This window comes from Pseudomonas sp. E1MeOHC2 (genome assembly GCF_058745025.1).
Genome location: NZ_CP196675.1, coordinates 4,160,448 through 4,183,211, shown reverse-complemented (window position 1 = coordinate 4,183,211; position 22,764 = coordinate 4,160,448). Strand labels below are relative to the sequence as shown.

20 protein-coding genes are annotated in these 22,764 nt (G+C 62.4%); 13 read left to right on the top strand and 7 right to left on the bottom strand.

Annotated elements, in window-relative coordinates; translation table 11 throughout:
• Nucleotides 1–198 precede the first annotated feature (198 nt).
• Together ACSSU5_RS18945 and ACSSU5_RS18940 are read left to right on the top strand one after the other, a co-directional pair.
• Nucleotides 199–2,283, top strand: coding sequence for a TonB-dependent receptor (locus ACSSU5_RS18945; RefSeq protein ID WP_492559496.1), 2,085 nt, complete (start codon nucleotides 199–201; stop codon nucleotides 2,281–2,283).
• A gap of 64 nt (nucleotides 2,284–2,347) precedes the next feature.
• On the top strand, nucleotides 2,348–3,655 hold the full coding sequence (locus ACSSU5_RS18940; protein WP_492559495.1) for an NtaA/DmoA family FMN-dependent monooxygenase: 1,308 nt from the start codon (nucleotides 2,348–2,350) through the stop codon (nucleotides 3,653–3,655).
• Nucleotides 3,656–3,802: 147 nt separating this feature from the next.
• Here the strand turns inward: ACSSU5_RS18940 and sfnG are convergent, their stop codons facing one another.
• Nucleotides 3,803–4,897 carry a dimethylsulfone monooxygenase SfnG gene (gene sfnG / locus ACSSU5_RS18935; protein ID WP_264309492.1) on the bottom strand — a complete coding sequence of 365 codons (1,095 nt, stop codon included), beginning with the start codon at nucleotides 4,895–4,897 and terminating at the stop codon, nucleotides 3,803–3,805.
• Nucleotides 4,898–5,151: 254 nt separating this feature from the next.
• Between sfnG and ACSSU5_RS18930 the strand changes: the two genes are divergently transcribed.
• Nucleotides 5,152–7,101 (top strand): acetate--CoA ligase, encoded by a 1,950-nt coding sequence (locus tag ACSSU5_RS18930; protein WP_492561339.1) that lies wholly within the window; start codon nucleotides 5,152–5,154, stop codon nucleotides 7,099–7,101.
• A gap of 79 nt (nucleotides 7,102–7,180) precedes the next feature.
• Here ACSSU5_RS18930 and ACSSU5_RS18925 read toward each other — a convergent pair whose 3' ends face one another.
• Genes ACSSU5_RS18925 through fabG form a run of 3 tightly spaced genes read right to left on the bottom strand, consistent with a single transcriptional unit; the run spans nucleotide 7,181 to nucleotide 10,867 of the window.
• A complete protein-coding gene (locus tag ACSSU5_RS18925) occupies nucleotides 7,181–8,491 on the bottom strand; it encodes an aspartate aminotransferase family protein (protein ID WP_492559494.1) in 1,311 nt (436 codons plus the stop codon).
• An 11-nt stretch (nucleotides 8,492–8,502) separates the two neighbouring features.
• Nucleotides 8,503–10,053: an APC family permease gene (locus tag ACSSU5_RS18920; protein ID WP_264309494.1), complete on the bottom strand. Its 1,551-nt coding sequence runs from the start codon at nucleotides 10,051–10,053 to the stop codon at nucleotides 8,503–8,505.
• A gap of 40 nt (nucleotides 10,054–10,093) precedes the next feature.
• Nucleotides 10,094–10,867 (bottom strand): 3-oxoacyl-ACP reductase FabG, encoded by a 774-nt coding sequence (gene fabG, locus ACSSU5_RS18915; protein ID WP_264309495.1) that lies wholly within the window; start codon nucleotides 10,865–10,867, stop codon nucleotides 10,094–10,096.
• Nucleotides 10,868–11,096: 229 nt separating this feature from the next.
• On the opposite strand from fabG, the gene ACSSU5_RS18910 reads away from it, so the two are divergent.
• Both ACSSU5_RS18910 and qhpR read left to right on the top strand, forming a co-directional pair.
• On the top strand, nucleotides 11,097–12,107 hold the full coding sequence (locus ACSSU5_RS18910; protein WP_492559493.1) for a phosphotransferase enzyme family protein: 1,011 nt from the start codon (nucleotides 11,097–11,099) through the stop codon (nucleotides 12,105–12,107).
• A gap of 195 nt (nucleotides 12,108–12,302) precedes the next feature.
• Nucleotides 12,303–13,385, top strand: a complete 1,083-nt coding sequence (gene qhpR / locus ACSSU5_RS18905) for an AraC-like transcriptional regulator QhpR (protein ID WP_264309497.1) — start codon at nucleotides 12,303–12,305, stop codon at nucleotides 13,383–13,385.
• 27 nt (nucleotides 13,386–13,412) lie between these two features.
• Here the strand turns inward: qhpR and ACSSU5_RS18900 are convergent, their stop codons facing one another.
• The 3 genes from ACSSU5_RS18900 to ACSSU5_RS18890 form a co-directional block, all read right to left on the bottom strand.
• A complete protein-coding gene (locus ACSSU5_RS18900; RefSeq protein WP_264309498.1) occupies nucleotides 13,413–13,700 on the bottom strand; it encodes a DUF3077 domain-containing protein in 288 nt (95 codons plus the stop codon).
• Nucleotides 13,701–13,924: 224 nt separating this feature from the next.
• Nucleotides 13,925–14,860 carry an IS110 family transposase gene (locus ACSSU5_RS18895; protein WP_492559492.1) on the bottom strand — a complete coding sequence of 312 codons (936 nt, stop codon included), beginning with the start codon at nucleotides 14,858–14,860 and terminating at the stop codon, nucleotides 13,925–13,927.
• A gap of 263 nt (nucleotides 14,861–15,123) precedes the next feature.
• A complete protein-coding gene (locus ACSSU5_RS18890; RefSeq protein ID WP_264309499.1) occupies nucleotides 15,124–15,381 on the bottom strand; it encodes a hypothetical protein in 258 nt (85 codons plus the stop codon).
• Nucleotides 15,382–15,798: 417 nt separating this feature from the next.
• Here ACSSU5_RS18890 and ACSSU5_RS18885 point away from each other — a divergent pair, with 417 nt between their 5' ends.
• The 8 genes from ACSSU5_RS18885 to tal all read left to right on the top strand — a co-directional run bounded on the left by ACSSU5_RS18885 (nucleotide 15,799) and on the right by tal (nucleotide 22,624).
• The gene (locus ACSSU5_RS18885) at nucleotides 15,799–16,146 is read left to right on the top strand and encodes a metalloregulator ArsR/SmtB family transcription factor (RefSeq protein WP_492559491.1); all 348 of its coding nucleotides are present in this window, start codon (nucleotides 15,799–15,801) and stop codon (nucleotides 16,144–16,146) included.
• 26 nt (nucleotides 16,147–16,172) lie between these two features.
• Nucleotides 16,173–16,643 carry an arsenate reductase ArsC gene (locus ACSSU5_RS18880; RefSeq protein WP_492559490.1) on the top strand — a complete coding sequence of 157 codons (471 nt, stop codon included), beginning with the start codon at nucleotides 16,173–16,175 and terminating at the stop codon, nucleotides 16,641–16,643.
• A gap of 194 nt (nucleotides 16,644–16,837) precedes the next feature.
• The gene (arsH, locus tag ACSSU5_RS18875) at nucleotides 16,838–17,539 is read left to right on the top strand and encodes an arsenical resistance protein ArsH (protein ID WP_027596595.1); all 702 of its coding nucleotides are present in this window, start codon (nucleotides 16,838–16,840) and stop codon (nucleotides 17,537–17,539) included.
• A gap of 215 nt (nucleotides 17,540–17,754) precedes the next feature.
• Complete coding sequence (locus ACSSU5_RS18870; protein ID WP_492559489.1) at nucleotides 17,755–18,192, top strand: acetyltransferase; 438 nt, start codon at nucleotides 17,755–17,757, stop codon at nucleotides 18,190–18,192.
• A 418-nt stretch (nucleotides 18,193–18,610) separates the two neighbouring features.
• Nucleotides 18,611–19,252: an ankyrin repeat domain-containing protein gene (locus tag ACSSU5_RS18865; RefSeq protein ID WP_492559488.1), complete on the top strand. Its 642-nt coding sequence runs from the start codon at nucleotides 18,611–18,613 to the stop codon at nucleotides 19,250–19,252.
• 163 nt (nucleotides 19,253–19,415) lie between these two features.
• Nucleotides 19,416–20,177 carry an SDR family NAD(P)-dependent oxidoreductase gene (locus ACSSU5_RS18860; RefSeq protein ID WP_492559487.1) on the top strand — a complete coding sequence of 254 codons (762 nt, stop codon included), beginning with the start codon at nucleotides 19,416–19,418 and terminating at the stop codon, nucleotides 20,175–20,177.
• Between the two features lie 276 nt (nucleotides 20,178–20,453).
• Nucleotides 20,454–21,464: a tRNA dihydrouridine(20/20a) synthase DusA gene (gene dusA, locus ACSSU5_RS18855; protein ID WP_492559486.1), complete on the top strand. Its 1,011-nt coding sequence runs from the start codon at nucleotides 20,454–20,456 to the stop codon at nucleotides 21,462–21,464.
• Nucleotides 21,465–21,697: 233 nt separating this feature from the next.
• On the top strand, nucleotides 21,698–22,624 hold the full coding sequence (gene tal / locus ACSSU5_RS18850; protein WP_492559485.1) for a transaldolase: 927 nt from the start codon (nucleotides 21,698–21,700) through the stop codon (nucleotides 22,622–22,624).
• Nucleotides 22,625–22,764: the final 140 nt, after the last annotated feature.

Genomic DNA, 22,764 nt, shown 5'->3' with positions numbered 1-22,764 from the left:
ATTATCTGGCCAGACGGCGGCGCCGCGCCCGGCAAGCGCGGCTGCCCATCATACCGTCAGCGGCCCTTGGCAGGTGCGAATGCACGCGCAGGGTGACGCCACCATACCACTTCGAGGAATAGATTCTTTATTGCGGAACGAGATGGCACCGTGATACCTTCCATCGCAAACGAGGATCGTTCTCATTTGGAGGTTGTCTTGAAGTACCCCGCGCAACGCTCGATCAGCCATGGATTCGGTGTGCTGACCCTGTCTACCCTACTCGCCGCCCCACCCGTCCTGGCCGAACAGACGCCAACCGCCGCCAACCCGCAGCTGGTACTGGCCCCGGTGCTGGTGAGTGGCGAGAAGGTCGAACGCGACCTCAAGAACACCGCCTCGTCGGTATCGGTGAAAAACGCCAACGAGATCGACACCCTCAAGACCGGCAGCGCCTCGGTGCACGAAGTGCTCAACGATGTGCCCAACGTGATCTACACCGACTCGGTCGGCGCGCCGATTATCCGGGGCCAGGACAGCCAGGGCCCGAACAACGGCGCCAACGTGTTCTGGGGCGGCACGGTACCGCGGGCCACCATCAACCTCGACGGGCACTACCTGAACTACAACGAGATGTACTTCGGCGCCCCGTCGGTATGGGATGTCGACAGCATCGAGGTCTACCGGGGCCCACAGACCACCAGCCAGGGCGCCAACGCCATTGCCGGGGCCATCGTGGTCAAGACCAAAGACCCGACCTTCAGCCCCGAAGCGGCCTACCAGGCGGAGCTCGGCAGCTACCACGCCCGGCGCAGCTCGCTGGCGGTCTCCGGGCCGTTGACCGACAACCTGGCCGGCCGCCTGGCCCTGGATTACTCCGCCCGCGACACCTTCATCGACTACACCAACCCGTCCTTTGCCAGCCACGGCACCGACCAGGACTTCCGCTCGCTGAACCTGCGCGGCAAATTGCTGTGGCTGCCCGAAGCGGTACCCGGCCTGGGCCTGAAGTACACCTTCGCCCACGGTGATTCCAACCGCCCCACCCAGGAAGCCGCCTCGTACCCGTTTCACAAGCTGAACCACACCGGCGCCACCATGCCCAGCTGGCATCAGCAGACCAACACGCACATCGTTGATGTCGACTACGAACTGGACAACGGCATGAAGCTGTTCAACCAGACCCAATACTCGCTGTCCAACGTGCACCGCGTGCTAGGCGTGGCCAACAGCGGCGATGCCGATGTCCGCCAAAAGAACTTCTCCAACGAAACCCGCGTCACCTTCGGCGAGCAGCAAGACACCCTCAGCGGCATCGCCGGCCTGTACCTGGCTCGCACTGACTCTGATGAAATCCTGTACTACGGCGGCATCTCCGACTTCGACGACACCAAACGCAACCTGGGCGTATTCGGCGAACTCAGCTACCGCCTGAGCGACCGCTGGACCCTGACCACGGCCTTGCGCTTCCAGCAAGACCAGGTCCAGCGCAAGGGCACCTCGCCTTTCGCCACCGATGGCCTGGACTACGACAAAACCTTCAACGCCTTCCTGCCCAAGGTATCTCTGGCCTACGCCCTGACCCCGGAATGGACCGTGGGCGGCATGGTCAGCCGCGGCTACAACCCCGGTGGCGTGTCGCTGAACATGAGCAGCAAGCGCTTCGAGCAGTTCGACGACGAACGCATGTGGAACTACGAGCTGTTCGCCCGCGCCAGCCTGCTGGACGACCGCCTGCACCTGAACGGCAACCTGTTCTACATGGACATGCAGGACGCGCAATACAACATCCCCGTGGTGCTGGCTTCGGGCCTGACCCAGTCCTACACCATCAACGCCGAAAAGGCCCACGCTTACGGGGTCGAGCTGTCGGCAGACTACCGGGTACTGGAAAACCTGACCCTCAAGGCCAGCGCCGGCGCCCTGCAAACCCGCATCGACGATATCGACGCCAACAGCCGCTACGCGCACAACGAGTTTGCCCGCTCGCCCGGCTACACCGTCAGCTTCGGCCCGAGCTGGGACATTACCGACCGCCTCAACTTCAACGCCCAAGTGCGCCACATCGATGGCTACTACTCGGATATCGCCAACACCAAAAGCTATGCAATCGACGGCTACACCGTGGCCGATGCTCGCATGAGCTACCGCTTCAACGACCAGTTCCAGGTGTACACCTACGTCAAGAACGTCTTCGACGAGCGCACCGCGACCTACATGCAGACCAACCGGGGCATCGGCGGGATCGAAGCCAGCATGACCGAGCCACGCACCCTTGGCGTCGGCGTCAAAGGCGCGTTCTAAGCCCCCCGCTGGCCGGCAGAGGCCGGCCAGCGCTTATTTGCCAGCCACTGGAGAACTGACCCTGATGACTCACCAACAAGGCCTGCACATCGGCATGTCGCTGGCCCCGACCTGGCTCAGCGGCGAGGGCTGGCGGCGCCCGGACAGCCGCGTCGAAAGCCTGTTCAGCAGCGATTTCGCCCTCGACATCGCGCGCCGCTCGGAGGCCGCACACCTGGACTTCGTATTCCGCCCCGACGTCAGTTGCGTGGTGGCCGACGCGCTGGAAAGCGGCTCGGGCTTTACCAGCCTCGACCCCACCGTGCTGCTGGCCGCGCTCACCCGCGAGACCCGCCGCATCGGCCTGGTGTCAACGGTTTCGACCACGTTTTTCCCACCGTACTTGGTCGCTCGCCAACTGCAATCACTGAACTGGCTGAGCAACGGCCGCGTGGGCTGGAACATCGTCACCGCGCTGCAAGGCCACGAAAACTTCGGCCTGCCCGCCATGCCCAGTGCCGAAGAGCGCTACGCCCGTGCGGCGGAGTTTACCGAGGTGGTGCAGCGGCTATGGCGCAGCTTTCCCAATCAGGCGCTGTTGATCGACCGCGAGCACGGCCGCTATGCCGACCCGGCGCAGGTCCAGCCGATCGCTCACCACGGCGACTTCCTGCAGGTGCAGGGGCCGCTGAACATTCCGGAACAGGGCGCGCGCATTCCGCTGATCCAGGCGGGCGCATCCGACAGTGGCCGCGACTTTGCCGCCCGGGTCGCCGACATCGTCTTCGCCCCTACGCCCGACCAGGCCGCCGCCGCCGAGCTGCGCCGTGACCTTTCGCAACGCGCTGAGCGCCACGGCCGCAACGCAGCGGACGTCCGCCTGCTGCCGGGGCTCAGCCTGTTTCTGGCGCCTACCCGCAAGGAGGCGCGCGAACTGTTCATGGACACCCATGCGCGGGTCGACAAGGCGCGCAAATATGCCGCCATCGAGAAGATGATCGGCATCGACCTGGCGGCCTGGCCAAGCGACCGGCGCATCCACGCCACCGACCTGCCACCGCTGCAACTGCTGCCCGGTGCCAGCCGCACGCATGTGAGCTTGTTGCGGCGCTTGATCGAACGCGAATCGCTGCTGCCCAGCGAACTGCTGATGCGCCCGGAAGTGCTCTCGGCTGCGCACTGGCAGGTGATTGGCACGGTCGATGACGCCGTCGAGGAAATTGCCGACTGGGCCGAGGCGGGTGTGATGGATGGGTTTATTGCGGCACCGGGGGGATCGTTCGGCTCGGTGTACTGCTTCCTCGATGAAGTGGTGCCGAGGCTGGTGGAGCGTGGGCTGTTCCGCGCGCAGTACCAGGGCACGACCTTTGCCGAGCACCTTCAGCGCTATTAAACCGCCCCTCCCGAATAGGAGCAGCACATAACCTATTGATTTAGCCGGGCTGTGTGGGAGCGGGCTTGCCCCGCGAACACCGGCGAAGCCGGTGCCATGCACCGCGTGTTCGCATTCGCGGGGCAAGCCCGCTCCCACACAACAGCCTCAAGCCACCGCTTTTTCCACCCGGCGCCCGGCCTCAAGCTCACGTACCAACGGCAACACATGCTCGCCAAAGTACGCCACCTCCTCCTGGAAATGCAGGAACCCTGAGAGGATCAAATCCACCCCCACGGCCTTGAGCGCAACGATGCGCTCGGCAATCTGCTGCGGTGTGCCGATCAAGTTGGTCTTGAATCCATCGTTGTACTGCACCAGGTCCTCGAAGCTGGACTTGGCCCAGTTGCCCTCGCCTTCCGGGCTGGCCGCCCCGGCGTTCTTGACTTCATGCCCGAACGCCTTGACCGCCTCGGGGTTGGCTTTGTCGATGATCTCCTGCAGCACCGCCCGCGCCTCTTCCTCGGTGTCACGGGCAATGATGAAGGCATTCACGCCCACCTTCACCGAATGGCCGTTGGCTGCTGCCTTGGCACGCAGATCATCGACCTGGGCCTTGATCCCCTCCACGCTGTTGCCATTGGTGAAGTACCAGTCCGACACCCGCGCCGCCATGTCGCGCGCCGCACGCGAACTGCCACCCTGGAAGATTTCCGGGTGCGGCTGCTGCAAGGGCTTGGGTTTGAGGGTGTAGTCCCGGAAGCGATAGAAGTCGCCGTTGAAGGTGAAGTTGTCCTGGGTCCAGATGCCCTTCAGCGCACGAATGAACTCCTCGGAACGGCGATAGCGCTCGTCATGGTCCAGCCACGGCTCGCCGATGGCGTGGAACTCGCCCTTGAACCAGCCCGACACCAGGTTGATGGCGATCCGGCCATTGGTGAACTGGTCGATGGTTGCCAACTGCTTGGCCGCCAGCGCCGGGTTCCACGGGCCTGGAAGGATGGCAGCGATGACCTTGAGCTTCTCGGTGGCGGCCAACAGTGCGTGGCTGATGGTGACCGACTCATGTTGGTTATCGGCGCCGTAGCCTGCGGTGAAACGGATTTGCGACAGGGCGTAATCAAAGCCCGATTTTTCGGCGATCTGCGCCAGTTTGCGGTTGTAGTCGATGTCCCAGCTGGTGCGTTGCTCGATGGTGCTCACCACCAGGCCACCGCTGACGTTGGGGACCCAGTAGGCGAACTTGATTGGGGCTTGGCTCATGGGGAGGCTCCTTGGCTGTCCTCGAAGGGTTGAAGGAGACAACGCAGCAACTGTGCCAAACGAAAATAGCCTTGAGCCTCAAGGGGATAGCCAACAACGCAGGCGGGCCGCAGTGAACCCTGGACAGCAGACTGTCGAAACGCTGTTGCAGGTGCAACAGCCAGCGTTCGGCGGTCAAGTAATTGTGCCCGGTGGTCAAGCGATTACCGGCAGCGACTGGGAGGATTGAAGCAGGCCCGAGGGCCATCAAAACAATAACAGCAACAAGGAGAACGCCGATGACTTCCTACCTGCAGGCTTACACCCGCGCCACCGAAGACCCCGAGGGATTCTGGGGTGAACAGGCTGCCGAGCTGGACTGGTTCCGCGCCCCCCGCCAGGTCTTCACCGACCACCCTGGCACAGGCGGCCGCTGGTTTGCCGACGGCCAGCTCAATACCTGCCACCTGGCGGTCGACCGGCACGTCGCCAACGGTGCCGGCGAGCGCTGCGCGATTATCTACGATTCACCGGCCAGCGGCGTGCAGGAGCGCATCAGCTATCGCCAGTTGCAGGACCGCGTGGCCCGTTGCGCCGGTATGCTGCGGGCATTGGGTGTAGCGCGCGGCGACCGGGTGATCATCTACATGCCGATGATCCCCCAGGCGGTGGTCGGCATGCTGGCCTGCGCCAGGCTCGGCGCCGTGCATTCGGTGGTATTTGGCGGTTTTTCCGCAGCCGAACTGGCCGTGCGCATCAACGATGCCTGCCCCAAGGTGCTGCTCAGCGCCAGCTGTGGCATCGAGTACGACCGTGTGGTGCCCTACAAGCCATTGCTGGACCAGGCCCTGCAGCTGGCCGCCCAGCACACGCCACACGTGGTGATCGAACAACGCGAACAGGCCCGCGCCCTGCTGCGCGGCCCCCGCGAGCACGATTGGCAGGCACTGCTCGCCCAGGCCGAAGCCGTGCCAGCAGTCCCGGTCAATGCCACCGACCCGCTGTACATCCTGTACACCTCCGGCACCACCGGCAGGCCCAAAGGCGTCGTGCGCGACCATGGCGGCCATGCCGTGGCGCTCAACTACAGCATGCAAGCGCTGTACGACGCACACCCCGGCGAAGTGTTCTGGGCCGCGTCGGACATCGGCTGGGTCGTGGGGCACTCCTACATCGTCTACGCCCCACTCATTCGCGGGTGCACCACCTTGCTCTACGAGGGCAAGCCGGTGCGTACACCCGATGCCGGGGCCTTCTGGCGCGTGATCGCCGAACACCGGGTGAATGTGTTCTTCACCGCGCCCACCGCGTTCCGCGCCATCAAACGCGAAGACCCACAGGTGCGCCTGGCCGCCGGGCGCGACCTGTCCTGCCTCAAAGCGGTGTACGTCGCTGGCGAACGCCTCGATCCACCGACGTACGAGTGGCTGCATGGTTTTCTGCCGTGCCCGGTGGTCGACCACTGGTGGCAGACCGAGACCGGCTGGGCGATTGCCGGCAGCCCGCGCGGGCTTGACGACTTGCCGATGAAGCCTGGTTCAGCGAGCCTGCCCCTGCCCGGCTATCGCCTGGAAATACTCGATGATGAAGGCCAGCCATTGCCCCGCAACCAGCCTGGCAACATTGCCCTGCGCCTGCCATTGCCACCCGGCACGCTGACCACGCTGTGGGGCGACCCGCAGCGCTTTGCCGAAAGCTATCTGAGCGCCTTCCCCGGCTACTACTGCAGTGGCGACGGTGGCTACCTGGACGAAGACGGCTACCTGTTCGTCATGGGCCGCGTGGACGATGTGATCAACGTCGCCGGGCACCGCCTGTCCAGCGGCAGCCTCGAAGAAGCTTTGGGCGACCACCCGGCCATCGCCGAATGCGCCGTGGTGGCACTGGCAGAAGCGCTCAAGGGCGAAGTACCGGTCGGGTTCGTGGTGCTCAAGCAGGGGCTGCAGCCAGACCCGGCGCAACTTGAACGCGAACTGGTGGCGCGGGTACGCGATGCGGTCGGTGCCATCGCCTCACTGCGCCGGGTGTTCATCCTCAAGCGCCTGCCCAAGACCCGCTCCGGCAAGATCCTGCGCAAAACCCTGCGCAGCCTGGCGTCGAACCCCGAGGTGACAACACCTGCGACCATCGAAGACCCCACCGTACTCGATGAAGTGCGGGCCGTATTCGAGCAGGCCGGTTGCTATGACCCGGTGCAAGGGCGCAAGGCGGCAACCGGGCACTAAGCGCGCGTGGCCTGCAAATAGAAAACCCCGCCAGGGCAAGCGCTGGCGGGGTGGTTTATGTGCAGCGTTCGCTAGCCCATCACAGCTGGCGCAACACGCGCTGCAGGGCAGCGAGAAACTGCTCGACGTTCTCGGCCGAGAAGCACAACTGTGGCCGGATCTTCAGCGCATTGTTCTGCGCCCCCGACACACCAATCAGCATGCCTTCATCACGCAACAAATTAGTGATGCGCCGCGCCGTCGGGCCATCGGCAATGCCCTGCCCGTCCACCACATCGACACCGATGAACAGCCCCGCCCCACGCACCTGCCCAAGGCAGGCATGCTCACGGGCGAGGCCTTCGAGGCCCTCCTTGAGCTGAGCCCCCACGCGCCGGGCATTCTCCTGCAGGCCCTCGTCTTCGATCACTTGCAGCACGGCGAGCCCCACTGCCGCCGACACCGGGTTGCCACCAAAGGTGTTGAAGTAGCTGGCGTTGCGGCCGAAACGTTCGAGGATCTGCGGGCGCACCGTCAGCCCCGCCAAGGGGTGGCCATTGCCCATTGGCTTGCCCAGGGTCACCAGGTCGGGTACCAGGCCATGGCGCTCGAAGCCCCACATGTGTGTGCCGGTGCGGCCGAACCCCGGCTGCACCTCGTCAGCGATGAACAGGCCGCCGGCAGCGCGCACCGCCTCCACCGCCTCACGCAGAAAGCCCGGCGGGTCGGCGAACACGCCATCGCTGGTGAACAGGGTATCGACCAGCAACGCTGCCGGGCGAATGCCATGGCGCTGCATGTCGGCCAGCGCGGCACGCACCTGGGCGGCGAACAATTGGCCTACCCGTTGCGGGTCTTCAGGCAGGTGCAAGGGTGCATCGACCACGCGGATATCACGGCCTAACGGTACGTAGTCACCCACCGAAGGCGACAGCTCGGCGATGGCCGACGTCATCCCGTGGTAGGCATAACGGGTGACGATAACCCCGGTTCCGCCGGTGTAGTCACGGGCAATGCGCAAGGCCAGGTCATTGGCCTCGCTGCCGGTGCAGGTGAACATCACGTTGCCCAGCGCTGCCGGCATGGTCGCCAGCAGTTTTTCGGCGTAGTCGAGCACCCCTTCGTGCAGGTAGCGGGTATGGGTGTTGAGCTCACCCGCCTGCCGGGCCAGGGCCTCGACCACCCGCGGGTGGCTGTGGCCGACCGAGGCGACGTTGTTGTACAGGTCCAGATAGGCGCGGCCTGCGCGGTCGTAGAGCCAGGTGCCAGCACCTCGCACCAGGTGCAGCGGGTTGTCGTAGAACAGCTGGTAAGCCGGGCCGAGCAGGCGCTGGCGGCGCTCGATCAGGCTACGCTCGGCGGCGTTCAGGGCCTCGGCCTGTTCAGGCTGGAAGGCATTCACTTTCAACATGGTCGGTCTCCTCAGGTGTCCTGGCGCGCGTCGTCCATGACGATGCTGCCGATGATGTGGTACTTGCGGCGGTCGAAATAGCGGAAGTACAGGGCAATCGAACCCCCCAGCGCGAAGCTTGCCGCGACGATCCATGGGATCAGCCGGAACAGCAGCGATTCGGCCGCGCTGCCTGCGGCAAAACTGAGGTTGGCGAACAGCAGGTAAACCACGTAGAGCATGCCGATGCCGCCCAGCAGGGGCGCGAGGAAGGTCTTGAACCAGTGCGCCTGGGCACGCCGTTGAGTGCCCACATGGAAGTAGCAGACCACGGCAAAGGCGCACAGCGCCTGCACGATGAGAATGCCCATGGTGCCCAGGATCGCCAGCAGCGCGTAGAGGTCGGCGTACGGGTCCTTGCCGGTAAACAGAAACGCCAGGACGATCGCCGTGGCGATCAGGCTTTGCACGGTCGAAGCCACGTGCGGCGAACCATGGCGCTCATGGGTGCGGCCCACGGTGCGGCCAAGGAACACGAACAGGTTTTCCCGGCCCAGGGCATAGATGTAGCGTGCCGCGCAATTATGGAAGGCCATGCCACAGGCGAACGAGCCCGTCACCACCAGCAGCTTGAACAGGCTCACCGCCCACTCGCCCAAGTAGAGGCGGGTGGGCCCGTAGAACACCTCGGCGGCAGTGGCAGGGTCTTGCGCCAGGCGAATAGCCTCGGCAGGCCCGGAGCCGGCGATGGCCATCCACGACACGAACACATAGAACACCCCGATGCCGATCACCGCGATCAGTGTCGCCAACGGGATGATCTTTTTCGGGTTGCGCGACTCCTCGCCATACATCGCCGAGGACTCGAAGCCGACCCAGGACCAGAACGCGAAGAACAGGCCTATGCCGGCATTCGCGCCAATCACCCCTTCGGCAGGTTTGAACGCATTCAGCGGGTTGATCGACGCCGTCGCCATGCCCTGCGGGCCACCGCCATGCAGCAGCACGGCAAAGGCCATCAGCCCCAGCATCAGGATCTCCAGCACCAGGCACAGCCCGAGCACCTTGGCGGCCAGGGAAATATCAAAGTAGCTGAGCACGCCATTGGCCAGCAGCATGGCCAGGGCGAACACGATCCAGGGCACGTGCACGCCGAAGACGCTGGCCAGCAGGTCTTCGCAGAAGAAGGCGAAGATGCCCACCAGCGCCGCTTCGAAGACGATGTAGGTGAGCGTGACCGCAATCCCTGAGGCCATCCCCACTACCCGCCCGAGCCCATGGGAAATGAACCCGTAGAAAGCGCCGGTGGCCGTGATGTACTTGGCCATCTGCGCATAACCGATGGCAAACAGCGCCAGGATGATCGTCGCCACCAGGTAGCCTGCGGGGGCGTACTGGCCATTGCCGCTACCAATGGCGATCGGCACGTTGCCCAGCATCGCGGTGATCGGCGCTGCCGTGGCCACCGTCATGAACAGCACGCCCATCAGGCCCACCGCGTTCTTGCGCAGGCGCTGCACCTCGTGGGGCTGCGCCTGGCCGGCCTGCGTGAGTTTCAGCTCAGCACTGTAGGTCTCGCTCATCAGGATGCACTCCGTTCTTATAGGGTTATGGTGCAAGGCGTCAGGCGAGTGCCTGCAGCGACTCGGGCAAGATTTGCCCGCCGTCGACGATCAGGCTCTGCCCGGTGATGTAGCCGGCCTCTTTCGAGGCGAAAAACAGCGCGGCATTGGCAATGTCCTCGACCTTGCCGAGGCATTTGAGTGGAATGGACGCGGCCATGCTGGCCTGGTACGCCTCGCCCATGCCCTGCAGGCCTTCGGTGAGGATGTTGCCGGGCAGCACGGCATTGATGGTGATGCCATCGCGCGCCAGCTCGATGGCCGCGGTACGCATGAAGCCCAGTTGCGCCGCCTTGCTCGCGCCGTAGTGCGCCCAGCCGGGGAAGCCGGTGACTGGCCCTGTGATCGAAGACGTGAGCACCACCCGGCCATACGCCGCCCGGCGCAGGTGCGGCAGCGCCGCCTGCACGCAAAGGAAGGTGCCTTTGGCGTTGGTGTCGAGCACCAGGTCCCAGTCGGCGTCGGTCATCTGCTCCAGCGGCGCCGACGGGAACACCCCCGCGTTGGCGCACAGTACGTCGAGCCCACCTTGGGCCTGCACCACCTGCTCGACCAATTGGCGCACCTGCTCGCGCTGCGCCACATCAGCGACCAGCCCGGTCACTGCCAGGCCCTGGTCGCGCAGGCGGCTGGCCACAGCCTCGACCTTGTCCCGCTGGCGCCCGCTGATGGCCACTTTGGCGCCCTGGCGGGCAAAGCCGACGGCGATGCCCAGGCCGATGCCGCTGGTGCCGCCGGTGACCAATACGCTTTTACCTTGTAGTGAAGTCAGCATGTTCAAGCCCTCGATCCAATGACCTAGCCGGTGATGTGGACCGATGGTGGGCCGACCTGCGGTGGCCGACTTGACCGCAGGGCACAAGTTGCGGGCCGCAGAATCAAATTCTCGATCTGGCCCAGGCGCCTTGTGGCGAGCGGTCAAGATTTCGCGGTTTGCGGTCAAGCCAGTGGCGCGGGGCTCGACTCATGCTGGCAGCCAGACCCCTGCCAACGGAGCGTGCCTGATGACCACTGATATCTCCTCCCACACCAGCCCTGCCGTGCTCGACCGCTTTGCCCTGCATGCGCTGTCGGCTTACGCCGAGGCCTACCAGGGCCAGATCGCGCTACTGGTGCACTCGGAAAACGCCACCTATCAGGTCCAGGGGCAGCGGCAACGTTTTGTCATGCGGGTGCACCGCGCCGGCTACCACCAGCAGGCCGACATCGCCAGCGAACTGGCCTGGCTCGCGGCACTGCAAAGCGCTGGCCTGGAAGTGCCTGTGCCCATTACGGGGCTCGATGGCGAAGCGATCCAGGTTGTCGAACTGCCCGGCCACGGCCGCCGGTTTGTCGTGCTGTTCCACTGGATCGACGGGGGCGAGCCCGACCAGCAACAGCTCAATGCCTCCTTTCGCCGGCTGGGTGCGATCAACGCCCACCTGCACCGCCATGCCCGCACCTGGCAACGCCCGGGCAACTTCCAGCGGCTGACGTGGAACCATCAGACCATGCTGGGTGAACAGGGCCATTGGGGCAGTTGGCGTGCGGCGCCCTACCTGGATGCACGCGGCAGTGCATTGATCAGCGAAGCCGTGGGCGTGATTGGTGAGCGCCTGTGCGGGTATGGCGAGGACCCGTCGCGTTTTGGCCTGATCCACGCCGACCTGCGCCTGACCAACCTGTTGGTGCAAGGGGATCGCACACGCATCATCGACTTCGACGACTGCGGCATGGGCTGGTACCTGCATGACCTGGCGGCGGCCCTGAGCTTTTTCGAACACCACCGCGACCTGGCGCAGTGGATAGACAACTGGCTGGAGGGTTACAGCACCGTGGCCAGCCTGGATGCCCACGACATCGCCCTGCTACCGACGCTGATCATGCAACGGCGCCTGCAACTGCTGGCATGGACCGGCACCCACCGCGGCACACCGCAGGTCGAGTGCCTGGGCCCGGTGTGGGTCGAACAGACGGTCGAGCTGTGCCAGCGCTATTTGCAGGAGCGCCCGGTGGGCGCACTCGCACGGGCATGAACGAAACAGTTTTGTAACCAAAGGCTACGCACCATACGGGTGCGTAGCCCACGCCAGGCGTGGCCCAGCCCAGCGCGCAAAGACCTGCCCTTGAGCGGCCACATGGCGTCATTACAGCGTTTCGCGCGGCGTGGAATGAAAATTGCTCCCACAGTTACCCAGCAGCAGCCGGTAAACGATCGAGGAGGATTCTACGTGCACGTTGTCCATCCAGGTCAGCTCCCCCACGCGGGGGCCCTGCCCGGCAACTCGATAGGTATTCTGGCCTCGGCGGCGACCGGCCTGGTCAGCTTCATCGGCCAGCAAGGTGGTGACGCCGAGCGCATCCTCGGGCGCGCCGGCATCGACTCCGAGCGCCTTGAGCACCCAACCCTGAGCCTGGACCTGAACCAGTATTGCCAAGTGTTCGAAGAGGCCGCCCGGCAAACCGGCAACGACAACTTCGGCCTGCGTTTCGGCCAACAGTTCAGGCCCGACGCGCTGGGTTTGCTCGGCTACGTGGGCATGTGCTCGGCCACCCTGGGCGATGCCCTGCGCAATGTGGTCAGCACCTTCCCGGTGCATCAGCAAAGCAGCCTGTTGAGCATGGAAGCCATGGGCGAATTCTACCGCCTCGACTACCAGGTGCAGTACGGCGCCATCCTGCGCAAACGCCAGGATGCCGAGCTGTCGCTGGGTATGTTCTTCAACCTGATGCGCCACGCGCTAGGCCAGAACTGGGCGCCGGAAAAGGTGCTGTTCGAGCACCCGCAACCCGAGGCTTGGCACGAGCACTGCAAAGTGTTCGACGCCCCGGTGCTGTTTGGCCAGCCGCGCAATTCGCTGGTGTTCCGCCGCAGCGTGCTTGACCGGCCGATGCCCGGCCGCGACCCACGGCTGCTGGCCATCGTCATCGAAAGCATGCGCATGCTCGGCGGCCAGGCCGGCACGCCCAACCGGCCGGGCATTGTCGATGACGTCAAGACGCAAGTCAGGGCCATGCTCGGCGACGGCTACCCGAGCCTGGAGCAAGTCGCCGAGCAGTTGCGCCTGCCCAGCTGGACGGTGCAACGCCGCCTGCAGGAGCAAGGGTTAAGTTTTTCGACCCTGATCGACACCGTGCGCCAAGAGCTGGCGACCTACTACCTGCAACAGTCCGCGCTGCCAATCTCCGAGCTGGCCTTGCTGCTTGGGTATTCGGAGATCAGCGCGTTTTCGCGCGCGTTCCGCCGCTGGTTCGATGTCAGCCCCAAGCAGTGGCGCCAGGCGCATAAGGGGCAGGCGGTGACGGCGCAGTAGAAACTGCTACCGACTGAGGCTGACGCATCAGCGGTGCTTACGCATGCCCATGTGCGCATCGTCCATCAGCGCCTTGGCCATTTCGCAAAGAAAGTGCGAGGCCCAGACCAGCACAGGTTCGTCGTCCATCACGCCGATGAACGAGGCTCGCCTTGAGCAGTCCATCAGCACCGACGCCTGCTCGATGGCATGGTCGCAGCAGTTGCCGGGTTCTACGCGAAACAGGCGCTTGCCCTGTATCACGCCGTCCAGGCACGACGCGGAGCCTATAGTCAAACCCAGCGTGCCGGTGCCTTCTGGTAGTGCCTTGTCCATTTCAAATCCCCCTGGCGCGGCCGCGCCCCTGTGAGTGCAACTGTCTAGCTCAATTTTCTAAAGCCGGAACGATCCCTGTGGGAGCAACTGTCTTGTTCGAATCTCTAAAGACGGCACGATCTCGGTGGGAGCAACTGTCTTCTTGTGGAAGCTGGCCTTGCCGGCGATGGGGCGCGTAGCGCCCCAGGCCCGGCTGTGCCGGGCATCGCCAGCAAGGCTTGCTCCTACGAATGAGCTATTTGCTCCTTCCAGGGCGTTCCGGTCTTGAGCATCGCATTTAGCCTCACTATCAATACTCGCATACACGCCACCACCGATACTTTCGCGCACTTCCCTTGGGCTCGCAGTGCTTTGTAGCGCTCGCAGAAGTCCTTGTTGTGCCGTATCACCACCCAGCAGGCCATATAGAGCGCCCGCCTGACTTGTGAGCGCCCCCCCCAGATTGAACGCTTGCCCGACTGCTTGCCGCTGTCCTGGTTGAACGGCGCAACACCGACCAAGGCGGCAATTTCCTTCTTATCCACCTGGCCCAGCTCTGGCAGCAAGGCCATCAGCTTTCCGGCAGTAATCAGACCAATTCCTTTGACTTGAGTGAGCTGTTTAACCCGGTCATCAGGCAAAGCTGCTGCCTGCTGTGCGATCTCTTGTTCCAGCGCTCGAATTTCACCCTTCAGATAGGCGATGTGTTGTTCCAACCGCAAACAAACACTGGGAGCCCGCGCCTGCTTCAGGCACCGCTTGTCATCGTCGCGCTGTTGGACGAAGCGATCCCGCTGCATAAGCAGTTCGCGCAGCAAGGCCCGCTCGGGTGTCATCACCTGGCAAGGCCGTGGGGGCATAACTTCAGCCAGGTGAGCCAAAACCGCTGCGTCAATGGGATCGGTCTTGGCGCGTTTACCCATCGACTTGGCAAAGTCCCGGGCACGACTGGGATTGATCCGGCAAACCGGAAAATCGGCATCCTGCAGCGCTTTGAGGACATTGCACTCGTAGCCACCGGTAGCTTCGAGCAAGACCATTGAAACTGCATACCCGCCAAGCTTTTCGACGAGCAGTTGGAATCCCTTCAAGTCATTGGAAACACTGAAGTTCACCCCCTCAGGGCGGATGTGAACAGCAAGTGTGGCACTGGAAACATCGATGCCGACAGAGGAAGACATGGCCAAACCCTCTTAAACTCAAGGAGTGAGAGCGCTTTGGCTTGGCCCACGCTTGTGATTCGAGATTACGCCCCTCATCCAACTGTTCGGGCTCTCGCCAAAGTGGAACGGTGAATGGCAGCTTTTGCTCCCACACGTGCTCTGGGCACCTCGGGCTATCAGCTTGCCATTCACCGCTCTCACTTCAGATTCTATTCCCTCTCCAAGACACAAGCGGGCTTGCCCCGCGAAGGGCTGCACAGCAGCCCCGGCATACGCTGAAGTCAATGCAAGGTATGCATCTGCGGCCTGTCCGTGAGCTGCACCTGCGCAACCGCCGATTCCAGCAATGTGCGCACAGCTTCCATTTCGTGCATGACGGCCAGGGTCATGATCGAGGCAGGCGACTTGGGGAGCGTGGAGACGGCGTGGTGAGCGACGGCCAAGGCGCAGAGTACGTACTCCGTGGCCTGGATCAGGGTGTCTTCGAGGTAATGAGGGGAATCGGGGGAGCAAGGTGGATCGGGGACGATCTTGAGCATGACAACCTCCAGACAAAATCTAAGTCGGACCGTCGCCAAATCACTTGCAGATGAATAGGTGGCGGCTACGTGCGGGCCTGCAAGACCGGACTTGGAGGTCAATTGCCCGGCTGGCCAAAAGGCCACCCGCACGCAGCCACCATTGAACAAAGCCAATAGCAAACTGAGACCAATCCAAGCTACGGGCTTGCAGACCCGGTCGTTGAATTTGCAACGACCCAGCGAGACTAGGGGGCTCAGCTTTCCATCGCAATGACGCAATGGCCTGCAAAGAGTTATTCAGAAACGCCCTACAAGGAAGAGCCAAAATCTGATCATTTCCGCTAGCTCTGTATCAATTTCGTGCCGCATTTTCCCGCTTGCCAAATACATATGGAAATCCGTATATTCGATTATCCACATATAAAGAGCACCTCCATGATCACCCCACCCGAGGTCTTCAAGAACCTGGCCGACGAGACCCGCGCTCGCGCCACCCTGCTCATCGCCAACCTGGGCGAGCTCTGCGTTTGCGAGTTGATGTGCGCGCTCGACGACAGCCAGCCGAAAATCAGCCGCCATCTCGCCCAACTGCGAAGCAGCGGCCTGCTGCTGGATCGCCGCCAGGGCCAGTGGGTGTATTACCGCCTCAACCCGGACCTACCCACGTGGGTGCACGACATGCTGCAGGTGACGTTGCAGGCCAACACCATATGGCTGCAGTCGAACACAGCACGCCTGCAGCACATGGCCGACCGCCCCGTCCGCGCAGCCGCCTGCTGCTGAAGCCGCCAACCCGCGAGAGAGCCTCCATGCAAGTCCTGTTCATGTGCACCGCCAACAGCTGCCGCAGCATCCTCAGCGAAGCGCTGTTCAATCACCTGGCACCGCCAGGTTTCAAAGCCGTCAGCGCCGGCAGTTTTCCCAAAGGCCAGGTGCTGCCGCGCAGCCTCACCACCCTGCAGCAGGCCGGCATTTCCACTGAAGGCCTTAGCAGCAAAGGTAACGATGCCTTCGCCGCCAACCCGCCAGACATCGTCATCACCGTCTGCGACAAGGCCGCCGGCGAAACCTGCCCCGTGTACTTCGGCCCAGCGCTGAAAGCCCACTGGGGCCTGCAAGACCCTTCCGAAGCGGAGGGTGACGAGGCCGCAATCGACGCCGCGTTCAAGGCCACGCTGGCAATCATCGAGCGACGTTGCAAAGCCCTCTTCGCCCTCCCCTTCAATACCCTCGACCGCGACGAACTCCAGCGCGAGTTGGACCGCATCGGAACGCTCTAGGGTTTGTACGAAAAGTAGGGTCATCCATCGTTGTGGGAGCGGGCTTGCCCCGCGATCTGCCGCAACGCGGCAGCAAAGCCTGAGTTCGCGGCGTCTTTGACACTATTTGATATCGGGTGCAGGAGCGCTTCGCACTCCATCGCGGGGCAAGCCCGCTCCCACAAAACTTCTCGTACGGAGCCTAAGGAGGCCCCATGTCAGAACAACTGCCCAACCTCGACCTGTCCCTGTTTGACGCAGCCCCGGCCGCGCCCCGTGCCAGCGAGCACAAACCGCGCATCCTGCTGTTGTACGGGTCGACCCGCGAACGCTCCTTCAGCCGCTTGCTGACCGAAGAGGCTGCCCGCCTCCTGCAGCACTTTGGTGCAGAGACGCGCATCTTCGACCCCTCCGGCCTGCCGTTGCCTGACGACGTGCCGGTAGAGCACCCCAAAGTGCAAGAACTGCGTGACCTGGTGCTGTGGTCCGAAGGCCAGGTCTGGTGCTCGCCCGAACGCCATGGCGCCCTGTCGGCCGTGTTCAAGGCGCAGATCGACTGGGTCCCCCTGGCCCTCGGCGCCGTACGCCCCACCCAAGGCAAGACCCTGGCCGTGATGCAGGTGTGCGGGGGGTCGCAGTCGTTCAACGTGGTCAACCAACTGCGGGTGCTGGGCCGCTGGATGCGCATGTTCACCATCCCCAACCAGTCCTCGGTGCCCAAGGCGTACCTGGAATTCGACGATGCAGGCCGCATGAAGCCATCGCCCTACTACGACCGGGTTGTCGATGTGATGGAAGAGCTGGTGAAGTTCACCCTGTTGCTGCGCGACCGCACCGAGTTTTTGGTGGACCGCTATTCCGAGCGCAAAGAAAGCGCCGAGCAGCTTACGGCGCGGGTGAACCAGCGTTCGATCTGAATCGATTGCAGGGGACAGCGCATTTTCGAGCCCGTCCCCCTGACCTTGACGCACCCTGCGGCGATGAGTACTTTTTCAGCCCCTTCCTTTTCGGCCCCCTCTGCTGTGTACCGCCCAGGCGTTAATTCGCGAAGCGGGCATTCAAGATGCCGACACTTATACGGTCGCCCAATGGCGTGCCGCTACTTCGTTATCAAGTGAACAAGGTTGATTACATGATCATTCGTCAGGCTAACGCCGCAGACCACCCGCTGCTGCTCGACATTTGGCTGCGTGCCGTTCGCGCCACTCACCATTTTTTGCAGGCATCCGACATAGACGCGCTGCTGCCGCAGTTGCGCGACGTTTACCTACACGCTGTCGAGTTGTGGGTTGCGGTCGATGCTGAAGATTGCCCGTTAGGCTTCATGGGGCTGAATCAGGAGCATGTGGAAATGCTCTTTATCGATCCCGACCTGCACGGGCGTGGGGTTGGCCGTGCGCTGCTGGATTACGCACGGGGTTCACGGAGCACGCTGAGTGTGGATGTGAACGAGCAGAACCCTGAGGCGGTGGGGTTTTATCTGCATTACGGGTTTGTGCAAACGGGGCGTTCTGAGGTGGATGGCGAGGGGCGGCCGTTTCCGTTGTTGCATATGAGTTTGCCTGCATAAGCCGTTAGATGAGTCGTTCCTGAGCTACGCCCAGGGACGATTTCCATTTAGTGTGGCGGAATCAAGAACTAACTCAGCCCCGTACTAAAGCCGCGTTAAGCGCGATCTGAGGCTAGTCTCAAGGTTTTGGTACCCATTGCGTATCAATTCATTTTCTTTCTTACCTAACCATCCGACACTTACAGATTACCTCGTTGGTGCTGCCAGCCGCCCGCGCTTAGTGATACGCCTTCATCACGCACATGCGGTGATTCGGGAGCACTAGCAGAGGGCTGGGGTTCTGGATTTTAATGTGCGGTGATAGCATCTAGCCACCTATTTCAGCACTGAGTGCATGATGGCAAGTGTTTTCGTTATACGAATCCCTGGGTGGAGAACGTTCGTTTTCACTGTTCCAGAAAACTGGAATTCTTACCATTTGAACCATTGGTTTCGCCGAACCATTCGTTCTCGACTGTTTCAAGAAATCGAACTTGGCAATGACCAAGCCGCATTGCAATTGGCGCGGCCGTGGAGGTTGCGTTATCTGCGTGGCGAATGGGGAGAAACCGCTCTCAGTTGTGCCATCGGCTACAAGCAATCCGCCTTGGCTGTGGAGCTAGTGCGACGTGGCGGCATGTATGCCGAGGATGACACGCTGGCGCAAGCGGCGATGAACGGTGACCTGATGGTGGTCGACGCGCTGTTATCGGCGGGGAAGCATCCGGACGAGACCATCAAGGACCCGCTTTTTCTTGGGCTGACGCCCTTGATGTGGGCGACCAACAGACGTCACCCACAGATCATGGAGCGCCTGTTGCAGGCCGGTGCCGATATTCACGCTGTCGACCGTCAAGGGTGTACGGTGGCAGGCCATGTGACCAATCTTGGTGGTACTTCTCTGGAGGCACTGAAAGTGTTGCTGCACCACAAACCCGAAATCCTATGGACCGAGATGTGGAGCGGAATCGATGTCCTGAATGCCGTACGACGTTATCGGGACAGCCGGGACCCTGATGCGCTGCAATTCATGACGCGCAAGTTTCCGGAGCTGAATATGGATGAGTACCTGGAGACTTAAGGCGCAGGATTATACTTAGCGGGCTGCATGCTGTCGCATTGCCTAGACGCAATGACTACCACCCGCTATGTGTCGGATCCGACCTTCCTCTGTCTTCAACGCAGCATGATCGTCGCGCAGGCACTTCTCGTACAAAGCCTAGCAACCAACTCGAGATTTCAGTATGAAACCCAACCCGGCAATCGATAACGCACTACGCGTTGCGTTGGTTACAGGATCCACTTCCGGTATCGGCGCAGCCATTGCACGTGCATTAAGCCGGGCAGGCTATGCCGTGATCCTTCATTCGCGAAGTTCTGCAAATACGGGGCGCGCTATGGCTGCCGAAATGGAGCAAGCTATTTACGTGCAAGCTGATCTTGCTTTGGAAGCTGATAGGGTCAGACTGATTGAAGAAGCGATCGCCGCGTGGGGCCAGCTCGACGTATTAGTCAATAACGCCGGCATCAGCAGAGTCATTCCGCACAGCGACCTAGCCTCTGCCACTTCGGATGTGTGGCACGAGCTCAACGAGATTAATGTCGTGGCGCCGTTCCACCTGGTCGCATTGGCCGAGTCGGCATTACGCGATGCCGCCCGTTACCGTCGAGCAGGTAGCGTCGTAAACATCAGCTCGCATGCCGGTGTCCGTCCCAAGGGCGCATCCATTCCCTACGCGGTGAGCAAAGCTGCTCTCAATCACATGACCCGCTTGCTTGCGGTGTCGCTCGGGCCGGACATTCGCGTAAATGCTGTAGCGCCTGGCTTGGTCGACACACCCCTGACCGCAGAGTGGACAGAGGCTCAAGCGTTGTGGCGCGTTCGCGCACCTATGCGCAGGGCCGCTAGCCCAGACGACATCGCAAACGCTGTTGCAATGTTGGTTGATTCTGACTACTTAACTGGCGAGATACTCCTGTCAGACGGCGGATTGAATCTGACTTAGGTTTAGCGCGCTCCCAAGCCAGTCTCTCATCGCTTCGCCCTGGCCTGGGCCGACTGCTTACGGGCGAATGTCTAGGCTTCTTGATAGACTAGGGCACCCTTTTTCTTAAGGCGGATGTGGACGGTATAGCTAACCGCTCCATCGGCCTTTCGTTGCTCTAGACCGTTGCCATGGTTTTCGGTGGTAAAAAGCGTTTTTGATGTTGGTACACCGTACCGCTGTCACACCAGAAATGCTCAAAACGCCCAAGAGTGGCACAAATATGCGTAGACCAGAATGCCCCTAGAATCAGCCTCAAAGCCACAAACCACGCGCCCTGAGCCGTCACGCCGCTTCAGCGTTGCACCCATGATGGATTGGACAGACCGCCACTGCCGCTTCTTCCTGCGCCTGCTCTCCAAGCACACCCTGCTCTACACCGAAATGGTCACCACCGGTGCCCTGCTGCACAACGACGCCCACCGTTTCCTGCGCCACGACGTGTCCGAGCACCCGTTAGCCCTGCAATTGGGCGGCAGTGTGCCGGCCGACCTGGCCGCCTGCGCGCGCCTGGCCGAGGACGCGGGCTACGACGAGGTCAACCTCAACGTCGGCTGCCCGAGCGACCGGGTGCAGAACAACATGATCGGCGCCTGCCTGATGGCTCGCCCGGCGCTGGTGGCTGATTGCGTGAAGGCCATGCGCGATGCGGTTTCAACACCGGTGACGGTCAAGCACCGTATCGGCATCAATGGCCGTGACAGCTATGCCGAGCTGTGCGATTTCGTCGGCCAGGTGCGCGAGGCCGGGTGCCGGAGTTTTACCGTGCATGCGCGGATTGCGATTCTTGAGGGGCTTTCGCCTAAAGAGAACCGTGAGGTGCCACCTTTGCGCTACGACGTAGCAGCGCAGTTGAAAGCGGACTTCCCGGACCTGGAGATCGTGCTCAACGGGGGGATCAAGACGTTGGCGGAATGCCACGCGCACCTTGAGACGTTCGATGGGGTGATGCTGGGGCGTGAGGCGTATCACAACCCTTACCTGCTGGCCGACGTGGACCAGCAGTTGTTCGGCGGCCAGGCGGCGGTGGTCAGCCGCAGCGAGGCGCTGGCGTTGTTGCGGCCTTATATCGTGGCGCACATCGAGAGCGGCGGAGCCATGCATCACGTCACCCGGCATATTCTGGGGCTGGCCCAGGGTTTCAAGGGGGCGCGGCGCTTCCGGCAGTTGTTGTCGGCGGATATTCACAAGGCGCCGGAACCGTTGGTGGTGTTCGACCAGGCCGCGGAGTTGATGCAGGGGCATTGAGTGTTGCAGCAGCCTTGGGAACCTTGGGGGTGTTGGTGAATCGAATCATCACCGTTCGTAGATCCCCAAGGCGTTTTACCCCGTGCTGGGCTGAAACCTTGGGGCGGCTACGCAGCCCTTTTCGCGACGCAAGGCCGCGCCCACACGCGGTTTGCCCACGCGGCTTCGACGGGCCTTGAGCGGCCGCCGGGGCTCGGGTAATGTCGAGTCATTGCACAGGAAAGAGCACGCCCATGACCTCCAAGCTGGAACAACTCAAGCAGTTCACCACCGTGGTCGCCGACACCGGGGACCTGGACGCCATCACCCGCCTGAAACCGGTCGATGCCACCACCAACCCGTCGCTGCTGCTCAAGGCCGCCGCCATCTCCGGCTATGCCGACCTGCTCAAGCAGGTAAAAAGCGATGCCAAGGGCGATGTGGACCTGGCCTGCGACAAGTTCGCAGTCGCGGTTGGCTCGGGCATTCTCAAGGTCATCCCTGGCCGTATCTCCACCGAAGTGGATGCGCGCCTGTCGTTCGATGAGCCGGCACTGCTGGCCAAGGCGCGCAAGCTGATCGAGCTGTACGATGCCGCCGGCGTCGGCAAAGACCGCGTGCTGATCAAGCTCGCCTCGACCTGGGAAGGCATCCGCGCCGCAGAGAAGCTGGAGAAGGAAGGCATCCAGACCAACCTGACCTTGCTGTTCTCCTTCGCCCAGGCCCAAGCCTGCGCCGATGCAGGGGTGTTCCTAATCTCCCCGTTCGTGGGCCGTATCTACGACTGGTACAAGAAGAGCACCGGCAAAGAGTACGTGGGCGCAGAAGACCCGGGCGTGCAGTCGGTCACGCGGATCTACGACTATTACAAGGCCAATGGCTACAAGACCGTGGTCATGGGTGCCAGCTTCCGTAACATCGGCCAGATCGAGCAACTGGCTGGCTGCGACCGCCTGACCATCAGCCCCGAGCTGCTGCAGCAGTTGAGCGATGACCAGGGTGATCTGCCGCGTGTACTCACGCCAGGCAACGCAGGTGAAGCCAAGCAGGTACTGAGCGAGAGCCAGTTCCGCTGGGCGATGAACGAAGATGCCATGGGTACCGAAAAGCTGGCCGAGGGTATTCGCCAGTTCGCGCGGGATCAGGAGAAGCTGGAGAAGTTGATGACTGAAAAGGCCTGATACATTTTAGGTTTGCCTGACGGGCGGGAAATGTTCAGCATTTTCCGCCCGTTTTTGGTTTGGCGCTCAGTTGCGCCGGGCTTTAGAGGTATTTTGAATTCGATGGCCTATTCGCGGGCAAGCCCGCTCCCACGGATGCG

Bases quoted from the DNA above. Each gene is read 5' to 3' on its own strand.
- ACSSU5_RS18940 (WP_492559495.1), top strand. From the start codon at position 2,348: ATGACTCACCAACAAGGCCTGCACATCGGCATGTCGCTGGCCCCGACC.
- sfnG (WP_264309492.1), bottom strand. From the start codon at position 4,897: ATGAGCCAAGCCCCAATCAAGTTCGCCTACTGGGTCCCCAACGTCAGC.
- ACSSU5_RS18925 (WP_492559494.1), bottom strand. From the start codon at position 8,491: ATGTTGAAAGTGAATGCCTTCCAGCCTGAACAGGCCGAGGCCCTGAAC.
- ACSSU5_RS18920 (WP_264309494.1), bottom strand. From the start codon at position 10,053: ATGAGCGAGACCTACAGTGCTGAGCTGAAACTCACGCAGGCCGGCCAG.
- fabG (WP_264309495.1), bottom strand. From the start codon at position 10,867: ATGCTGACTTCACTACAAGGTAAAAGCGTATTGGTCACCGGCGGCACC.
- ACSSU5_RS18910 (WP_492559493.1), top strand. From the start codon at position 11,097: ATGACCACTGATATCTCCTCCCACACCAGCCCTGCCGTGCTCGACCGC.
- ACSSU5_RS18900 (WP_264309498.1), bottom strand. From the start codon at position 13,700: ATGGACAAGGCACTACCAGAAGGCACCGGCACGCTGGGTTTGACTATA.
- ACSSU5_RS18895 (WP_492559492.1), bottom strand. From the start codon at position 14,860: ATGTCTTCCTCTGTCGGCATCGATGTTTCCAGTGCCACACTTGCTGTT.
- ACSSU5_RS18890 (WP_264309499.1), bottom strand. From the start codon at position 15,381: ATGCTCAAGATCGTCCCCGATCCACCTTGCTCCCCCGATTCCCCTCAT.
- ACSSU5_RS18885 (WP_492559491.1), top strand. From the start codon at position 15,799: ATGATCACCCCACCCGAGGTCTTCAAGAACCTGGCCGACGAGACCCGC.
- ACSSU5_RS18880 (WP_492559490.1), top strand. From the start codon at position 16,173: ATGCAAGTCCTGTTCATGTGCACCGCCAACAGCTGCCGCAGCATCCTC.
- arsH (WP_027596595.1), top strand. From the start codon at position 16,838: ATGTCAGAACAACTGCCCAACCTCGACCTGTCCCTGTTTGACGCAGCC.
- ACSSU5_RS18870 (WP_492559489.1), top strand. From the start codon at position 17,755: ATGATCATTCGTCAGGCTAACGCCGCAGACCACCCGCTGCTGCTCGAC.
- ACSSU5_RS18860 (WP_492559487.1), top strand. From the start codon at position 19,416: ATGAAACCCAACCCGGCAATCGATAACGCACTACGCGTTGCGTTGGTT.
- dusA (WP_492559486.1), top strand. From the start codon at position 20,454: ATGCCCCTAGAATCAGCCTCAAAGCCACAAACCACGCGCCCTGAGCCG.
- tal (WP_492559485.1), top strand. From the start codon at position 21,698: ATGACCTCCAAGCTGGAACAACTCAAGCAGTTCACCACCGTGGTCGCC.